The sequence below is a fragment of the Myxococcus llanfairpwllgwyngyllgogerychwyrndrobwllllantysiliogogogochensis genome (assembly GCF_006636215.1).
GTDB lineage: Bacteria > Myxococcota > Myxococcia > Myxococcales > Myxococcaceae > Myxococcus > Myxococcus llanfairpwllgwyngyllgogerychwyrndrobwllllantysiliogogogochensis.
Genome location: NZ_VIFM01000018.1, coordinates 46646 through 60021, shown reverse-complemented (window position 1 = coordinate 60021; position 13376 = coordinate 46646). Strand labels below are relative to the sequence as shown.

Here is a 13376-nt window from a genome sequence, read left to right as displayed (position 1 = left end):
TGGAGCCTCGATGTCCCCTCGCTTCGTGTCGCGTCGCCCCCTGTCCTGGGGCGTGCGTCTGTCTCCCCTGTGTCTGCTGTGGTCTCTTTCCGTCGGCTGTGATTCCCCGACCTCAAGCGTGGAGGAGTCACCGCCCGCGCTGGACAGTGCCAGTGCGTCGTCCGTCACGAACCCGCCCGAGCCGGAATACCCGGATGATGGTCTGCCGCCGCTGACGCTCGCCGTCGTGCAGAGCCCCGCGGGCGACGCCGTCACCGCGCCGGTGCTGACCACGCTCCGGGCCCCCGATGACGTCACCGTCGAGTTCATCCAGGTGGACGAAGAGTCCATCGCCGTCGCCGTGGGTGGGCCCGAGACGTCCACCACGTCCATCAACCGGGTGATGACGCAGATGTCCGCCGCCGCGAGCCCCGCGGCCCTCTACCTCGCGCTGTCTCCCACGGGCACGGTGGTGCCTCGCACGCTCCAGGCCCACAGCGACGTGGTCGTCGCCGCTGGCAACTGGAAGCAGGGCAGCACGTCGCCGTCCGTCTCCGAGCCGGCCCTCGGCTCGGGTGCACCGCGCTCCCTGGGCACGTGCGGCGGCTTGAAGGCCGGTGGGCAGGGCACCATGCACGACAACGCGGGCCGCTGCGAGGACTGGCACCGGGACATCGACGAGGTCACCGAGTGGATTTCAACGGACATGATTGGGTATGGCGCCTACGTGCGCGCCATCAACGGCGGCGTCTTCTGGGACATCCAGAAGCGCAACTGCCTGAAGAGCTGGTGCGACTGGGGCGTTCTCTTCAAGAAGACCATTCCCCAGGGGCACGTCTGGTATTTCCCCTACGTGAACGTGAACAACGACTTCAAGGCCCACAGCCGCGCCACCACGCTCAACAACAACGGTGTCCACCAGCACCACGTGTCCACGTGCAGCGACTGGAAGACGCGCACCAACTGGCTGTCGAGCCTGGCTGGCGGCTGCTTCATCAACTTCCAGCAGACGAACCTGTACTGCAACTCGCAGTCGTATGAGGGGCTGGACCCGAACTACATCTGGACGCCCTTCAGCGCGGGCGGCAACGGGACGCCGTTCGGCTGCTGAGCCCGTCAGGGACGGGGCCCGCCGCGAGTTCGATGGCGGGCCCCGAGCGCGAGGCCGATGAGGAGCGCCGTCGCGATGACGAGCACCGCCTTGCTTCCCACTCCGACTGGGAAGCGGGCCGGGGCCTCGCGCGGCGAGGTGACCACGAGCGACGCATCTCCCAGCACCACCAGTCCTGCCCACGCGGCCGGGGGCAGCCCGTCATCGATGGCCTCCAACTGCGCGGCTCTCAGCGCCGCCGACGTGCTCGCCCCCGTGGCCAGGTGCCGGTAGAAGCGCTCCACCAGGTCCGCGGCTTCCGCGTCCTGCAGGGGCCACAAGCTGGCCACCACCGCGCGCGAGCCGGCCTCGAAGAAGGCGCGCGCCAGGCTCAGCACCCCTTCTCCGGCCAGCACCGCTCCAGAGGCGCTCCGACAGGCGGAGAGCACCACCAGCGCGCCCTTCAGGGGCAGGTCGACGATGTCACGGGGCTGGAGGATGCCGTCCTCCTCGTCGGAGCCCGGCGCGAGCACCAGCGCGGAGCGCTCGGGAGCCTCCGCGTCGACGACGGCATGGGCCGCCAGATGCAACACCTTCACGCGCGCGAGGTCGGTGTTCTTGAGGGCGCGCTCGGAGGCCTCGGTGCCCACCAGGAGGTGGGGTGTCACCTGGGTGGTGCGCAGCGCCTCCATTACCGCATGCCCCTCGCGCCGGGCCTCGGGAAGTGCTCCGAGCCGCGCCGCCTCCGCGAAGACGCCGCCGCGCTCTGTCGCCGCGGCGATGGCTCCATCCAGGGGAGACTTGGTGCGGTCGGGGTCCGCCAGCACCAGGGCTTCTCCCCCGGGGTCGTGCGGGGACTCCAGACGCCAGTGCCGCCACAGGCTGGCGGAGGGCACCAGGGCCAGCTCGTAACGCGCCACCAGGGGCTCGTCGCCCGGACGCTCCCGCAACGCGGCGAAGGGCAGGTCATGCAGCGGTCCATCCGGGACCAGCAACAGCTTGCGCACGCCCGGAGGCAGCGCCGCGAGCGCCGGGCCAATCAGTTGCGCGTGGAGGGCCGCCGCCGCGCCGACCTCTGAGCCGTCGCGCCGCTCGAGCAGACCGGAGAACAGCGTGACGGCCTGCGCGAGCCGCGCGCGCTCGGGGATGCGGTGCGCGCGCGCCCCGCCCCGTGTCACCACCAGCACCCACGCGCCGCCCCCCGAGACGTCGGACAGGTTCTTGTCGTCGCCCACGAGGAAGGCCAGCAGGGCCTCGTCCTCGGCCAGTTCCTGCTCGACGGCCTCCAGTGATGCGAACTCCGTCGCGCCGTGTCGCGGCGCGGGACGCAGGTCGCGCTCGCTGTGCTCCAGCGCCTGCAGCTCACGCAGGGTCTTCTCGCGCTCCGGGGCGGAGAGGTTCGGCTCCAGGAGTCGTCGCTGCACGGCCGTCAGTCGCCGTTGCACCTCCTGGCGCTCGGGTGTGGGCTTGGACGGAGACAACGCACGGGAAGCCATGAGGGCGTCGAGCAGCGTCCGCGCCCGCAGGCGCTCGCTCACCCCGAAGGCCCTGCGCAGCGCCTCCCGCTCGGGCAACACAGCGGCATTTCCCGTCGCGCCGCCCGCCTCCAGCGTCCAGCCCGCGAGGCGGTGGTAGTCGCGTGCCCAGTTCGAGAACAGCTCCGCCTGGCTGGAGGCATCGGTCTGTGATTGGCGGAGGGCCTCCACCGCGTCCAGGGCCCGCTCGACATGCACCAGTGCCTCCAGCAGGGGCTGTGTCCGGTAGGCCACCGTGCCTCGGCCGCGAAGGGCCAGGGCCAGGTACTGCGGCTCGCCATGCGCGTAGGCCAGTCGCAGCGAAGTGTCGGAGTCCCGGAGCGCGGCGGCGGGGTCCTGGCCGGCCCGCCGCTCCGCGCGCGTCCAGAGACAGGCGATTCGCCGCTGGTTGGAGTCCAGCTCCTCCGCCAGCTCCATGCAACGCTCCAGCAGCGCCTCGGCCTCGAGCTGCTCCTCCGGGGATGGGCCGAGCACGTCCACGACCAGGCGCAGCGCGCGACTCACCAGCTCCTTGCTCCCCGTGTTCTCCGCGGCGACCAGCGCCTCGCGGGCGAGGGCCAGCACCCGCACCTTGCCGCCCGGCTCGCGGTCCCTATCCAGCCGCCGCAGTGCGAGGTTGGCGAGCGTGAACCGCGCCTGCCCCTCCAGGGCGAGGCCTCGCGTGTCGTGGGCGTGCTCCGCCAGGCGGCGGTTGGCCTCCGTGGCTTCCTCCAGCCTGCCCAGCCGCTCGCTGACGCCGGTCATGACGGTCAGGTACTGGGCCTTCAGCCCTGGGCTGCCGTCCGGAAAGGTGAGCGGCTCGGCGCGCTTGAGGACGCGAAAGGCCCGGCCCAGGTCCTGATCCACCTCGTAGAGTTGACTGGCCTCGACGAGGAGCGCGCGCGCGTGGAGATCCGCCCGCCCGGAGGACTGGGCCACCTCGACCACGCGTTGTGTCCACTCCCGGGCCTCACTGCCGCGCCCCATCGTCAGGAGGATGGAGCGCAGGTTGATGCCGGCCAGCACCTCTCCCTCCGCGTTCTTGAGTCGACGGAAGGTCAAGGCGGCACGGTGGTAGGGCGCCTCCGCGGCCTTCCTGTCGGCCAGGTACTCCACGTGTCCGGACACCAGGGCCAGCCAGCCGTTGTCGGGATGACGCTCCATCAGGGCCTTCAGCTCGCGCCTGACGGTGTCGCGTGCGGGCGCGGCCTGCGCGCACTGGTAGAAGCACATCGCGGAGGACTGCTCCTCCGGATGGGCCTCGAATCGCTCCCGGCACTCCACGAGCGTGGGGGGCGGGGGACGGTCCGCGCCCTTCGCGAAAGCAGCACCCGGACACACGACGAGGAGCATCCCCGCCGCGAGGGCGAGGATGCTCCAGTGACAGCCCTCGGGTCGTCGCTTCCGGAACGTCACAACAGGGGATGTCAGTGTGCTGAGTGGACTACGGGGATGCATTTGAGCACCTGCATCGTTGTCGGAACCGTCGGCCGCTCCGGCTCGGGCATCTCATCCTTCTCCATCTGCTCCAGCTCCCAGTAGCAGACGGACGGCTCGGACCACGGGGATGGCGCCACCGGAGACCAGCGCTCCACGGTGAGGATGGCCACCAGGCGCGGCGTGCTGCTCTGATAGGCGATGGCCCGCGCGTACAATGTGTCGGCGACCAGCGCGCGGTAGCTCAGTCTCAGGGGCGTGGTCTCGGTCAGCACGCCATGGGTCTGCGCCACCACGACGCCGGTGACGCTGTTGACGAGCTGGAGGGTCACCAGTTGATTGACGCTGGTGCGCACGCCGTTCTCCACCACCGAGGCCACCACCTGGTCGCGCGCCTCGCCCGCGATGGGCGTGGACCGCACCACCGATGTGGTCACCGGAGGAACCTGCGCCCCGGCTTGTCCAGACAGTCCACCCACCAGTACCGCGAGCGCCAGCAGCCCCCCCTGCATCCATCGTTGCGTCTTCATTTGAATGCCTGCCTTCATGACGTTCCTCCCCTGACTTCGCTCCCCATGCATCACTCCAACCGATTGACGAAGGTGATGCCGCGAAGCACCTGTCCGTCCGGCAACCGCGCTTCCACCTGCCACAGCAGCTTCGTTCCCGACTCCAACGGCGCGAGGACGGAGGCGGGAACCCGGTACTCGCTCTGCTCCAGCGAGTCCGCGCGGTGCACCCAGCTCAAGTCCTCCGTGGACAACCGCACGGACCAGCGCGTGCCGGCGGGGCCTCCGCTCCAGCGCAAGACACAATCCTCCCGCTTCAGCGGTGCGTCCTCTGGCACCTGGGACACCAGCCCCGACGGGTCTGCTCCGCGCAGCCTGGGAGACAAGGTGTCCTCCCTCATCGCGACCCCCACCACGACCAGCGCCAGCGCCGCTGTCGCCGCCGCGCCCAGCATGGGACGGCTCCAGGCGAAGCGGAACCGCCGCCGTTCCCGAGCCTCGTCGGCCGGCCTCCGCGCGTGAGGGCCCGCCGCCTCGGGACGCTCCGGTGCCTCGGCCTCCCTGGCCGCGCGCGTCAACTCCAGGGCCAGTCGCCACGCGGCGGCCCAGGCGGGGTCGTCCGCCACGCGAGCGACGACGGCCTTCCGCTCCTCCACGGGCAGCTCCCCGCTCACCGCGCGCCACACGAGGTCGGCGTCCACCGGTTCATCGCTCGCGGCCAGCTCCTCGTCGCGCACCGCGGCGCGCAGGCGCTCGACGGTGGCCTCGTCGGGCTTCGTTTCGTCGTCGCGTCGATGCTCGCTCACGGCTCGAATCCCTTCGTGGAGAGGCAGACGCGCAGCGCGCTCAGCCCGCGGTAGACGAGGTTCTCGGTCCGCTTGCCGTCCCAGCCCATCAGCTCTCCTGCTTCCGGCACGGTGTGTCCCTGGAGGTACAGCGTCACCGCGAGCCTGCGGTCCTGTGCGAGCTGGCGCAGGCAGTCGCGCACCGCCCGGGCAATCTGCGACGCGCTCGCGGACTTCTCCGGGTCTCCCGACGCCACCGGCTGCTGAGGCAGCGACTCCACCTCCTCGATGGGGACCTCGCGGCGGCGATCCACGTTGCGCAGCTCGTCCACCAGCGCCGTGTACGCGACGCGGTACAGATAGGAGGGGGAGAGCCGGGAGCGGTCGGGCTCGCGGCGCTGGAGCTCCATGACGCGCATCATCGCCGTCTGCACCAGGTCATCACGGCGGTTGGCCAGGCGCGGGGGACACACGCGGGCGACGGCCTGGGTCAGCTCCCTGCGGAGCTTCTCCAACTCGTGACCTGACAGAGGACTCGCGGCCAGGGTTGGCCTTGGTTGCGACTCCACGCGGAAGGTCCTCCAGGAAGCGCTCATGGTCATCGAAAGGTCCCTCCCCCGGCAAGTGTGACGCTCTGTTCGATGGGTATCTCGCTGGCAACGAAGGCTCGCTGCCTTCCTGGGATGGCGGACGACTCCGGCAAGGACACGCCTCGTGAGCTGTCGTGCGCCACGGGGAGCGACTTCTTCCCGTGCGGGTTGACCGGGCGGCCTCGCCACGAACTCAGCCCCGTGTTGTCCTCGGTCTTTCGCAAGGCGTCTCTCGGAGGTGGCGCGAGTCCGTCGACATGACGGTTCCTGGTGCGCGCCTGTCTTCCGGGACGGCCCCCGCGCTTTTTTCCCCTCACCCCCGTGCGCTGATTCTTCGGGAGGGGCACGCACCCACACCGGCGCCTCCCACCTGAAGGGGCGAGCGGGTGCTATTTTCCATTCAGGTGGAAACCCCGGGTGGTGGGCGGATGTCGACGCGTGGGCAAAGCCCGTGACGTCGGGTGCTCCCTGGGCGCGCGGCGTGGCCGGGCGGGTCGCGGGTTCCTATATCTAGATGAGGTCGACAGGAGGCAGGTCGCCAGGATGCTCTCCGGGCGGACACGACGAGCGAATGAACGTCCTGTTTCCCAGGTGTGTTGGCTGAGTCCTTCTCACAAGGAGGCCGTCCCTTGCGAAGGTTTCAGGAGCGCCTGCCACTGGAGGCGCTGACATTCGACGACGCGCTGGTCTTGCTGGACGTGGTGCAGGAGCTGGCGCACCTGAGGACGCTGGAAGACGTCATGGCGCTGGTGCGCCGGGCGGCACGACAGCTCAGTGGCGCGGATGGGGTCACGTTCGTCCTGCGCGAAGGCAACCTCGTGCACTACGCGGATGAGGAGGCCATTGCCCCCTTATGGAAGGGGCATCGGTTCCCCATCGAGTCGTGCATCTCCGGGTGGGCCATCTTGAACCGGGAGCCCGTGGTCATCGAGGACATCTACGCGGATGACCGCATCCCTCACGACGTCTACCGCGCGACGTTCGTGAAGAGCCTCGTCATGGTGCCGGTGCGTCGCGCGGACCCCGTGGGGGCCATTGGCGCGTACTGGGCGGAGCGCCGGGTGCCGGGGATTCGGGAAGTGTCCCTCCTCCAGTCGCTCGCGGACTCCGCGGCCGTCGCGGTGGAGAACGGGCGGCTGTACGAAGCGGAGCGCGCGGCGCGGCGGGCCGCCGAGTCGGAGACGCGCCTGCGCCGGGAGCTGCTGGCGATGGTGTCCCATGACTTGCGCAATCCGCTGGGCGTCATCGCCATGACGTCATCGCTGCTGGCGCCGCTGCTGTCTCCGCTCAACGGGCGCGCGCGGCATCATCTGGACACGCTCAACCGCTCGGCGCTCCGGATGGAGCGGCTCATCCATGACCTGCTCGACTTCGCGGCCATCGAGGGCGGGGGCTTCCGGGTGAGCCGCGTGCCGTTGGCGCTCTCGCGGCTGTTGGAGCAGGCGTCGGAGCTGGGGCCGCTGGCACAGGAGCGGGGCATCGGGCTGGAGCTGCGCGTGCCCGAGCGGGATGTCGACGTGCGATGTGACCCGGACCGCATCCATCAGGTGTTCTCCAACCTGGTGGGCAATGCCGTCCGCTTCACGCCCGCGGGTGGGCGCATCACCGTCATGGCGGAGGTCCATGCGGATTGGGTCGAGCTGAGCGTGGAGGACACGGGGGCGGGGATTGCGCCGGAGGTCTTGCCCGTCTTGTTCGACAGGCTCCAGCGGCCGACGCGAGTGCCGGGGAGTGGCGTGGGGCTGGGGCTCTCCATCACCCGAGGCATCGTCGAGGCGCACGGTGGCGCGGTGCGCGTGCGCAGCGAGCTCGGGCAGGGGACGACCTTCACCTTCACGCTGCCGATGGAGGGCTGAGCGTCAGGGGTAGAGGCGCTCGTAGCGGCCTTCGGTGACGCGGTGGAAGCCGAGTGACTCCGCGAGCCGGATGGCGCCGAGGTTGCCGGGCTGGGTGAGGGCGAACAGCCTCTTCAGGTCGAGCGATTGGAAGCCGAACTCGAGCAGGGCCCTCGACGCCTCGCGTGCGTAGCCGTGACCCCAGAAGGCCGGGTCGAGCTCGCAGCCGTATTCCGCGGAGGTGTCCTCGGGCGCTTGCTTGCGCACGCCGCAGGTGCCGATGACGCGGCTGTCCAGGGTGATGGCGAGCTGGTACTTCGCCCGGGGGACTTCTTGCGCCCAGCCACACAGCATGGCGACGAAGGCGCGTACGTCCTCCTGGGTCGGTGGCGGCTGGCGGTAGTGCTCCAGGTACGCGGGCTTGGAGTGGTAGGCGAAGACGCTCGGGGTGTCTTCGCGCTGGAAGTCCCGGAGGACGAGCCGTTCGGTGCGCAGCTCCATGCGGTTCACCCTGCTCGGGCTCCGCCACGAAAGCGCCGCAGGTGCTGTCGCCAGGCCTCGCGTGCTTCGTCTGGATTGACGGCGTGGAACTCGACGGTGGCTCCGGGGCGCCGTGCTCCGAGCCGACCCCAGTCCGCGCGGATGACGGTGGCGATGAGCGGATAGCCGCCCGTGGTGGGGTGGTCCGGCCCGAGGATGATGGGCTCACCCGACAGCGTCACCTGGATGGCGCCGCGCACCATGGGCCGCGACGTGCTCGCGCCCTCATCGCCATGCGCCAGCGCGGGACCCTGCAGGCGCATCCCCACGCGGTCGCTCGCGCTCGACACGGTGAAGGTGCTGCCCAGCAGCGAGGCCGCCATCAGCGCGTCGAAGCTCTCCGTGTCCGGTCCGAGCATCAGCCGGATGGGCGCCGTGTCATCCCAGATGCCTTCCGCGTCCACCTGCTCCGAGGGCCCTCGCGGCGCTCCCACGGGAAGCGAATCCCCGGGGCGCAGCACGCGCCCTTCGTGTCCACCCAGTCGCGCCACCAGCAGCGTGCCGCGCCCACCCAGCACCTCCTGCACGTCCAGTCCACCGTCCACCGCGACGTAGCGGATGCTGGCGTGCTCCGGGGCGGGCACGCGGAGGCTCTCCCCGTCGGACACCACCTGTTCGCTTCTCCCATCCACCGAGACGCGCAAGGGCCTGCCTCGCGCGCGCAGCTCCAGGGACCCCAGGCACTCCAGCGCCGCCGCGTCCCAGGCGTTGCCCACTGCGCGGTTGGCCAGCGCCAGCAGCTCCGGCACCAGCGCGCCACCGGGTGGGACGCCATGGTGCATCTGCCCCGGCCGCCCGCCGTCCTGCACCGTGGCGGGCCCTCCCATCCCCACGATTTCCAGCCAGCCCGCCATCATCCCACCCGCTCGAAGCGCACCCGGTCACCGAGTTGCAACACCGCGCCCCGGTCCGGGTGGAAGGCCGTGAAGTCCAGCGCCGTGCCAATCAGGTTCCAGCCCCCCGGTGACGCGAAGGGATACACGCCCGTGCGTCCTCCCGCGATGCCCACCGCGAGCGCCGGCACGCGCATGCGCGGAGTGGGAAGGCGCGGCACGACGATGCGGGGGTCCAACTCGCCCAGGTACGCGAAGCCCGGGAGGAAGCCCACGCAACGCACCGAGTACTCGCGCGCCGCATGGAGCCGGGCCACCTCGTCCACGGACAGGCCCGCGCGCGTGGCGACCTTCTCCAAATCGGGCCCGTCGTAACGCACGCGCAACGTGATGAGCGTCTGCTCCGGTGGGGCCACCGTCTCGCGCAGCAGTCGCGCCAGCGCCAGGCGGGGTTCATCGGGAGGCGCGGAGGGGTCGAAGTACACGCAGGCGTGTTCCTCGGTGACGACGGCGTCCACCACACCGGGCAGGGCCCGCAGCACCTCGCGCGCCGCCCGCCGCTCCAGGCTGTCGGGCAGCGTCAGCCGCAGCGCGCCGTCTCCCAGCGGCTCCACGTGGAGCGACAGCGCGTCCAGCGTGGCGCGCACCTCGCGGGCCAGCTCCACCGCCCCGGGCGTGTCGCCATGCACGCACACCGTGTCGACGGTGTCCTGGGTCGCCAGCCGCACGGTGTTCTCCCGCACCTTCGCAGCCTCGGTGAGCACCGCGCCCGGTTGCCCCCGGGGAATCAGCGAGCCATCCGGAAGCGTGCCCCGGTCCGCGAAGCCCTCGCGTGCATGGGCCAGCCCCGCGTTCCTCGCCGCGTCTCGCAGCGAGCCCTCGGCGGGAGCGATGAGGGTGACGCCCGTGCCGAGCGCCTCGACGATTCCCTCCACCACCGCGCGCGCCAGCACGGGCGAGGTGTTGGCCGCGTGGTACAGCGCGCCGTGAAGCTTGGCGTAGACGACAGGCACCCGCTGCTCCTGCGCCAGCCTGGAGAGGCGCGCGCACTGGCTCGCCACCTGTCCGCGCAGGACGTCCGGTGTCACGTCGAGCGCTCTCCGTCCGAAGCCTTCGCGGTCCTCGTAGGACGGATGCGCGCACACCCGGGTGCCATGGCGCGCGCACAGCTCCAGCGCTCGGCGCATGGAGGCGTCGTCTCCGGCGTGTCCACCACAGGCGATGTTGGCCACCTGGGCGAGCGCATAGAGCCGCGCGTCCTCGTCGGGCAGCTCACCCAGGTCGATGTTGAGGAGGCACTCCGTCATGCGTCCACGCTATGCGAGCCGCGTCCCGGACGCAGCCTTCTCCCCACGGGGCGGAAGGCTTGGAAGATTACACGCACCACCCCGGGGCAGGGGCCGGTTGGCACCGGGGTGGCACGTGCCCCGGCGTGTCGAAGGACACCCCGAGGAACTTCCACCCCAGATACGTGGGGGCTCCCTTTCTCCGGTCATTTCCCGCGAATTTCAGCGGGTCAGTGGGAGACGGGAGGCAGGGTCGCGGGGCCTCCGGATTTCACCCAGCGGACGAGCGCCAGCGCGGTGGGTACGTCGAGCAACTCCGCGTAGGTGGGCATCGTCGTCCCCGGCTGGAACTGCTCCGGGTTGCGCACCCAGCGCACCAGTTCCGCGTCGCCTCGTCGGGAGGCGCGCGCGATCCGGTCATGGTAGCGGGCCCCCGGCGCATGACAGCCCGCGCAACCCAGTTGCGTGAAGAGCTTGGGCGCATCCACCCGGGCCGGCACGACTCGGGGCTTGCGCGGCGCGGGCGTGGCGACCTTCGGTGGCGCCGATGCGGAGGCACTGCTGCTCGGCGCCGCCGTGGCTCCAGCGGTCGCGACGCTCGCTGGCGCCGAGGTGGCCTCGGCCGGAGTCGCGACGCTTTGACCGCTCGTTGGAGCGGGCGCGTGGGCGACCTCGCCCGTCGGTGCGGCCTCCTCGGGCGCTTCCACTTCACGGACGTCTTCGGTCAACGAGACTGGCGCTACCCATTCCGGGCGGGGCGTCGTGGCGGTGAGTCGGGGCCGTGCTCCGTCCACGGCGTTCTTCCGAGGCGGCATCGAGCGCAGATAGTCATAGAGGGCCTGGGCCTCCTCCTCATCCATGCCGCGAAAGCGGGGCATGGGCGAGCGCAGCGCGGAGCCATCCGGCGCAATCCCATCCCGCACCGCGCGCATGAAGTCCGCCCGCGTCCAGTGGGCGAGCCCCGTCTCATGGAAGGTGATGTTGCTGGAGTGGACCTCCTGGCCCTCTGGGTCCTTGAAGGACATTCCTCCCGAGAAGACGTCATCGCCCTGCGTCTTGTCCGGACTGAAGCCCGGCGTGTGACAGGAGGCGCAGTCGTAGACGTCCTGGGCCATGTACCGGCCGTACTCCAGCGTGGGGCCCTTGGGCGGCACGGGGATGCCGACGACGGGCCGCTGCACCGGCTCGTTGCCGGTGATGACGCGGAAGCCCAGTCCGCCAATGAAGCTGAAGTCGGAGCGCGGCGCGGGAGTCGCGTCCGGCGTGAAGAGCGGATGCCCCGAACGCATGAAGCCCAGCACCGCCGCCAGGTCCTTGTCCCCCATGCCATAGCTGGGCATCACCATCAGCCGTCCGTCTCGACTCACCGCGTAGCGGATGACGCGCGCCAGCTCCTCGTCCGTCGCCGCGCCGATGCCCGCCGTGGGGTGCGCGGTGAGGTTGGACGAGTGGAAGTCGCCCATGTACGACGGCAGCTCGTGCAGCGGCGCGCCGGAGGCCGTCTCCGCGTCACCGCTCCGGTGACACGCCTCGCAGCTCGCATGGAAGATGACCGCCCCGCGCGCGAGCGCCGCTGGAGAGGTGTCCGCGCGAATGGGCGGATAGGGGGCCTTGACGGTGCCGGCACAGCCCGCCAACAGGAGGCCCAGCAGCAACGTGCTCCTCACGGAACCGCGAACCTCGCGACGCATGCACTGCGCTCCCCGCTGATGAGGGCCGGAGGTATAGCCCATCCGCTCACCGTCAGGGGAGGGGGCCCCTGATGGCGGGTGAACGCGGGCACGCCTCCCCGCGCACGTCGTCCGCCTGACTGGGAGGCGGGTGGCTAGACTCGGACGCATGACGCGCTCCCTCGAGTCCTACCGCGCCCTCTTCCCGGTGCTGCAAGAGCAGCTCTACTTCAACCATGCCGGAGTCGCGCCCACCAGCCTGCGCGCCGCCGAGGCCGTGCGCGAGTGGATGGACGACCTCGTCTACCATGGCATCCGCCACGAGCGAGGCTGGGAGGCCCACTGCGAGCGCATCCGCGCGTTGGCGGCGCGCCTGCTCCATGCCGAGCCCGGCGAGGTGGCCTTCGTGCGCAACACCAGCCACGGCCTGGGTCTGGTGGCGGAGGGCCTGGACTGGAAGCCGGGGGACGAGGTGGCCGTGGCCACGTCGCTGGAGTACCCCTCCAACGTCTACCCGTGGCTGCACCTGAAGGACCGAGGCGTCGCGGTGCGCGAAATCCAGGTGCCCTCCGGAGGTGTCACCCCCGAAGCGGTGGAGCAGGCCCTGACGCCGCGCACGCGGCTGGTGGCGGTGTCCTCCGTGCAGTTCGCCACGGGGCACCGAACGGACCTGGAGGCGGTGGGCCGGGTGTGCGAGCGCGCGGGCGTCCTCTTCTGCGTGGACGGCATCCAGAGCGTCGGCTGTGTGCCGGTGGACGTGAAGAAGTGTCGCATCCACTTCCTGAGCGCGGACAGTCACAAGTGGATGCTCGGCATCTCCGGCATTGGCCTGTTGTACGTGGCGAAGGAGGTGCTGCCCCGGCTGCGTCCGGTGCTGGTGGGCTGGCGCAGCACCACCGACGCGTGGAACTTCAACCGCACCCACTTCGAGCTGCGCGCCGACGCGGGCAAGTTCGAGGAGGGCAGCGCCGCATACCCGGGCCTCTATGCGCTGGGCGCCGCGCTGGAGCTGTTGCAGGAGGTGGGCGTGGAGAACATCGAGGTTCGCATCCGGGAGCTGCTCGCATCCCTGGAGAAGGGCCTGCTCGCGCTGGGCTGCGAGGTGGGGCCCGCGCCGGAGCATCGCGCGGGCATCCTCACCTTCCTGCCGCCCGGGGCGCAGGCGCGGGCGCTCGGGGCATATCTGTCCGAGCACCACGTCGCCCACTCCGTGCGCCGGGGGCGCATCCGCCTGTCCCCGCACTTCTACAACCTGCCGGAGGAGATGGACCGGCTGGTGGAATTGGTGCGGGGATACGGCGGCTGACG

The 13376-nt window shown here is 70.8% G+C and carries 11 protein-coding genes; 3 read left to right on the top strand and 8 right to left on the bottom strand.

Annotated elements, in window-relative coordinates:
- Nucleotides 1-10 precede the first annotated feature (10 nt).
- Nucleotides 11-1090 carry a hypothetical protein gene (locus FJV41_RS06915; RefSeq protein ID WP_141641614.1) on the top strand — a complete coding sequence of 360 codons (1080 nt, stop codon included), beginning with the start codon at nt 11-13 and terminating at the stop codon, nt 1088-1090.
- Nucleotides 1091-1095: 5 nt separating this feature from the next.
- Here FJV41_RS06915 and FJV41_RS06910 read toward each other — a convergent pair whose 3' ends face one another.
- From FJV41_RS06910 to FJV41_RS06895, 4 genes are read right to left on the bottom strand one after another with little or no spacing between them, the layout of a single operon-like run.
- Nucleotides 1096-3999 (bottom strand): CHAT domain-containing protein, encoded by a 2904-nt coding sequence (locus FJV41_RS06910; protein WP_246137054.1) that lies wholly within the window; start codon nt 3997-3999, stop codon nt 1096-1098.
- A gap of 11 nt (nt 4000-4010) precedes the next feature.
- On the bottom strand, nt 4011-4550 hold the full coding sequence (locus FJV41_RS06905; protein WP_174462819.1) for a hypothetical protein: 540 nt from the start codon (nt 4548-4550) through the stop codon (nt 4011-4013).
- Between the two features lie 50 nt (nt 4551-4600).
- Nucleotides 4601-5335: a hypothetical protein gene (locus tag FJV41_RS06900; RefSeq protein ID WP_246137053.1), complete on the bottom strand. Its 735-nt coding sequence runs from the start codon at nt 5333-5335 to the stop codon at nt 4601-4603.
- Entirely contained in the window at nt 5332-5910 is a 579-nt protein-coding gene (locus FJV41_RS06895) for an RNA polymerase sigma factor (RefSeq protein WP_141641610.1), read from the bottom strand. Before FJV41_RS06895 ends, FJV41_RS06900 begins: the two co-directional genes overlap by 4 nt.
- A 623-nt stretch (nt 5911-6533) precedes the next feature.
- Between FJV41_RS06895 and FJV41_RS06890 the strand changes: the two genes are divergently transcribed.
- The gene (locus FJV41_RS06890; protein ID WP_141641609.1) at nt 6534-7760 is read left to right on the top strand and encodes a sensor histidine kinase; all 1227 of its coding nucleotides are present in this window, start codon (nt 6534-6536) and stop codon (nt 7758-7760) included.
- Between the two features lie 3 nt (nt 7761-7763).
- On the opposite strand, the gene FJV41_RS06885 is transcribed toward FJV41_RS06890, so the two are convergent.
- The 4 genes from FJV41_RS06885 to FJV41_RS06870 form a co-directional block, all read right to left on the bottom strand.
- Complete coding sequence (locus tag FJV41_RS06885; RefSeq protein WP_141641608.1) at nt 7764-8240, bottom strand: GNAT family N-acetyltransferase; 477 nt, start codon at nt 8238-8240, stop codon at nt 7764-7766.
- A gap of 5 nt (nt 8241-8245) precedes the next feature.
- Nucleotides 8246-9136, bottom strand: a complete 891-nt coding sequence (locus FJV41_RS06880) for a 5-oxoprolinase subunit C family protein (RefSeq protein ID WP_246137052.1) — start codon at nt 9134-9136, stop codon at nt 8246-8248.
- A complete protein-coding gene (locus FJV41_RS06875) occupies nt 9133-10419 on the bottom strand; it encodes a LamB/YcsF family protein (protein ID WP_141641607.1) in 1287 nt (428 codons plus the stop codon). Before FJV41_RS06875 ends, FJV41_RS06880 begins: the two co-directional genes overlap by 4 nt.
- Before the next feature lie 209 nt (nt 10420-10628).
- Nucleotides 10629-12089: a c-type cytochrome gene (locus FJV41_RS06870; protein ID WP_141641606.1), complete on the bottom strand. Its 1461-nt coding sequence runs from the start codon at nt 12087-12089 to the stop codon at nt 10629-10631.
- Nucleotides 12090-12237: 148 nt separating this feature from the next.
- Between FJV41_RS06870 and FJV41_RS06865 the strand changes: the two genes are divergently transcribed.
- Nucleotides 12238-13374: an aminotransferase class V-fold PLP-dependent enzyme gene (locus tag FJV41_RS06865; RefSeq protein ID WP_141641605.1), complete on the top strand. Its 1137-nt coding sequence runs from the start codon at nt 12238-12240 to the stop codon at nt 13372-13374.
- Nucleotides 13375-13376: the final 2 nt, after the last annotated feature.

Excerpts from the sequence above, each read along its gene's own strand:
- FJV41_RS06915 (WP_141641614.1), top strand. The coding sequence starts at position 11 with ATGTCCCCTCGCTTCGTGTCGCGTCGCCCCCTGTCCTGGGGCGTGCGT.
- FJV41_RS06905 (WP_174462819.1), bottom strand. The coding sequence starts at position 4,550 with ATGAAGACGCAACGATGGATGCAGGGGGGGCTGCTGGCGCTCGCGGTA.
- FJV41_RS06895 (WP_141641610.1), bottom strand. The coding sequence starts at position 5,910 with ATGAGCGCTTCCTGGAGGACCTTCCGCGTGGAGTCGCAACCAAGGCCA.
- FJV41_RS06885 (WP_141641608.1), bottom strand. The coding sequence starts at position 8,240 with ATGGAGCTGCGCACCGAACGGCTCGTCCTCCGGGACTTCCAGCGCGAA.
- FJV41_RS06880 (WP_246137052.1), bottom strand. The coding sequence starts at position 9,136 with ATGATGGCGGGCTGGCTGGAAATCGTGGGGATGGGAGGGCCCGCCACG.
- FJV41_RS06875 (WP_141641607.1), bottom strand. The coding sequence starts at position 10,419 with ATGACGGAGTGCCTCCTCAACATCGACCTGGGTGAGCTGCCCGACGAG.
- FJV41_RS06870 (WP_141641606.1), bottom strand. The coding sequence starts at position 12,089 with ATGCGTCGCGAGGTTCGCGGTTCCGTGAGGAGCACGTTGCTGCTGGGC.
- FJV41_RS06865 (WP_141641605.1), top strand. The coding sequence starts at position 12,238 with ATGACGCGCTCCCTCGAGTCCTACCGCGCCCTCTTCCCGGTGCTGCAA.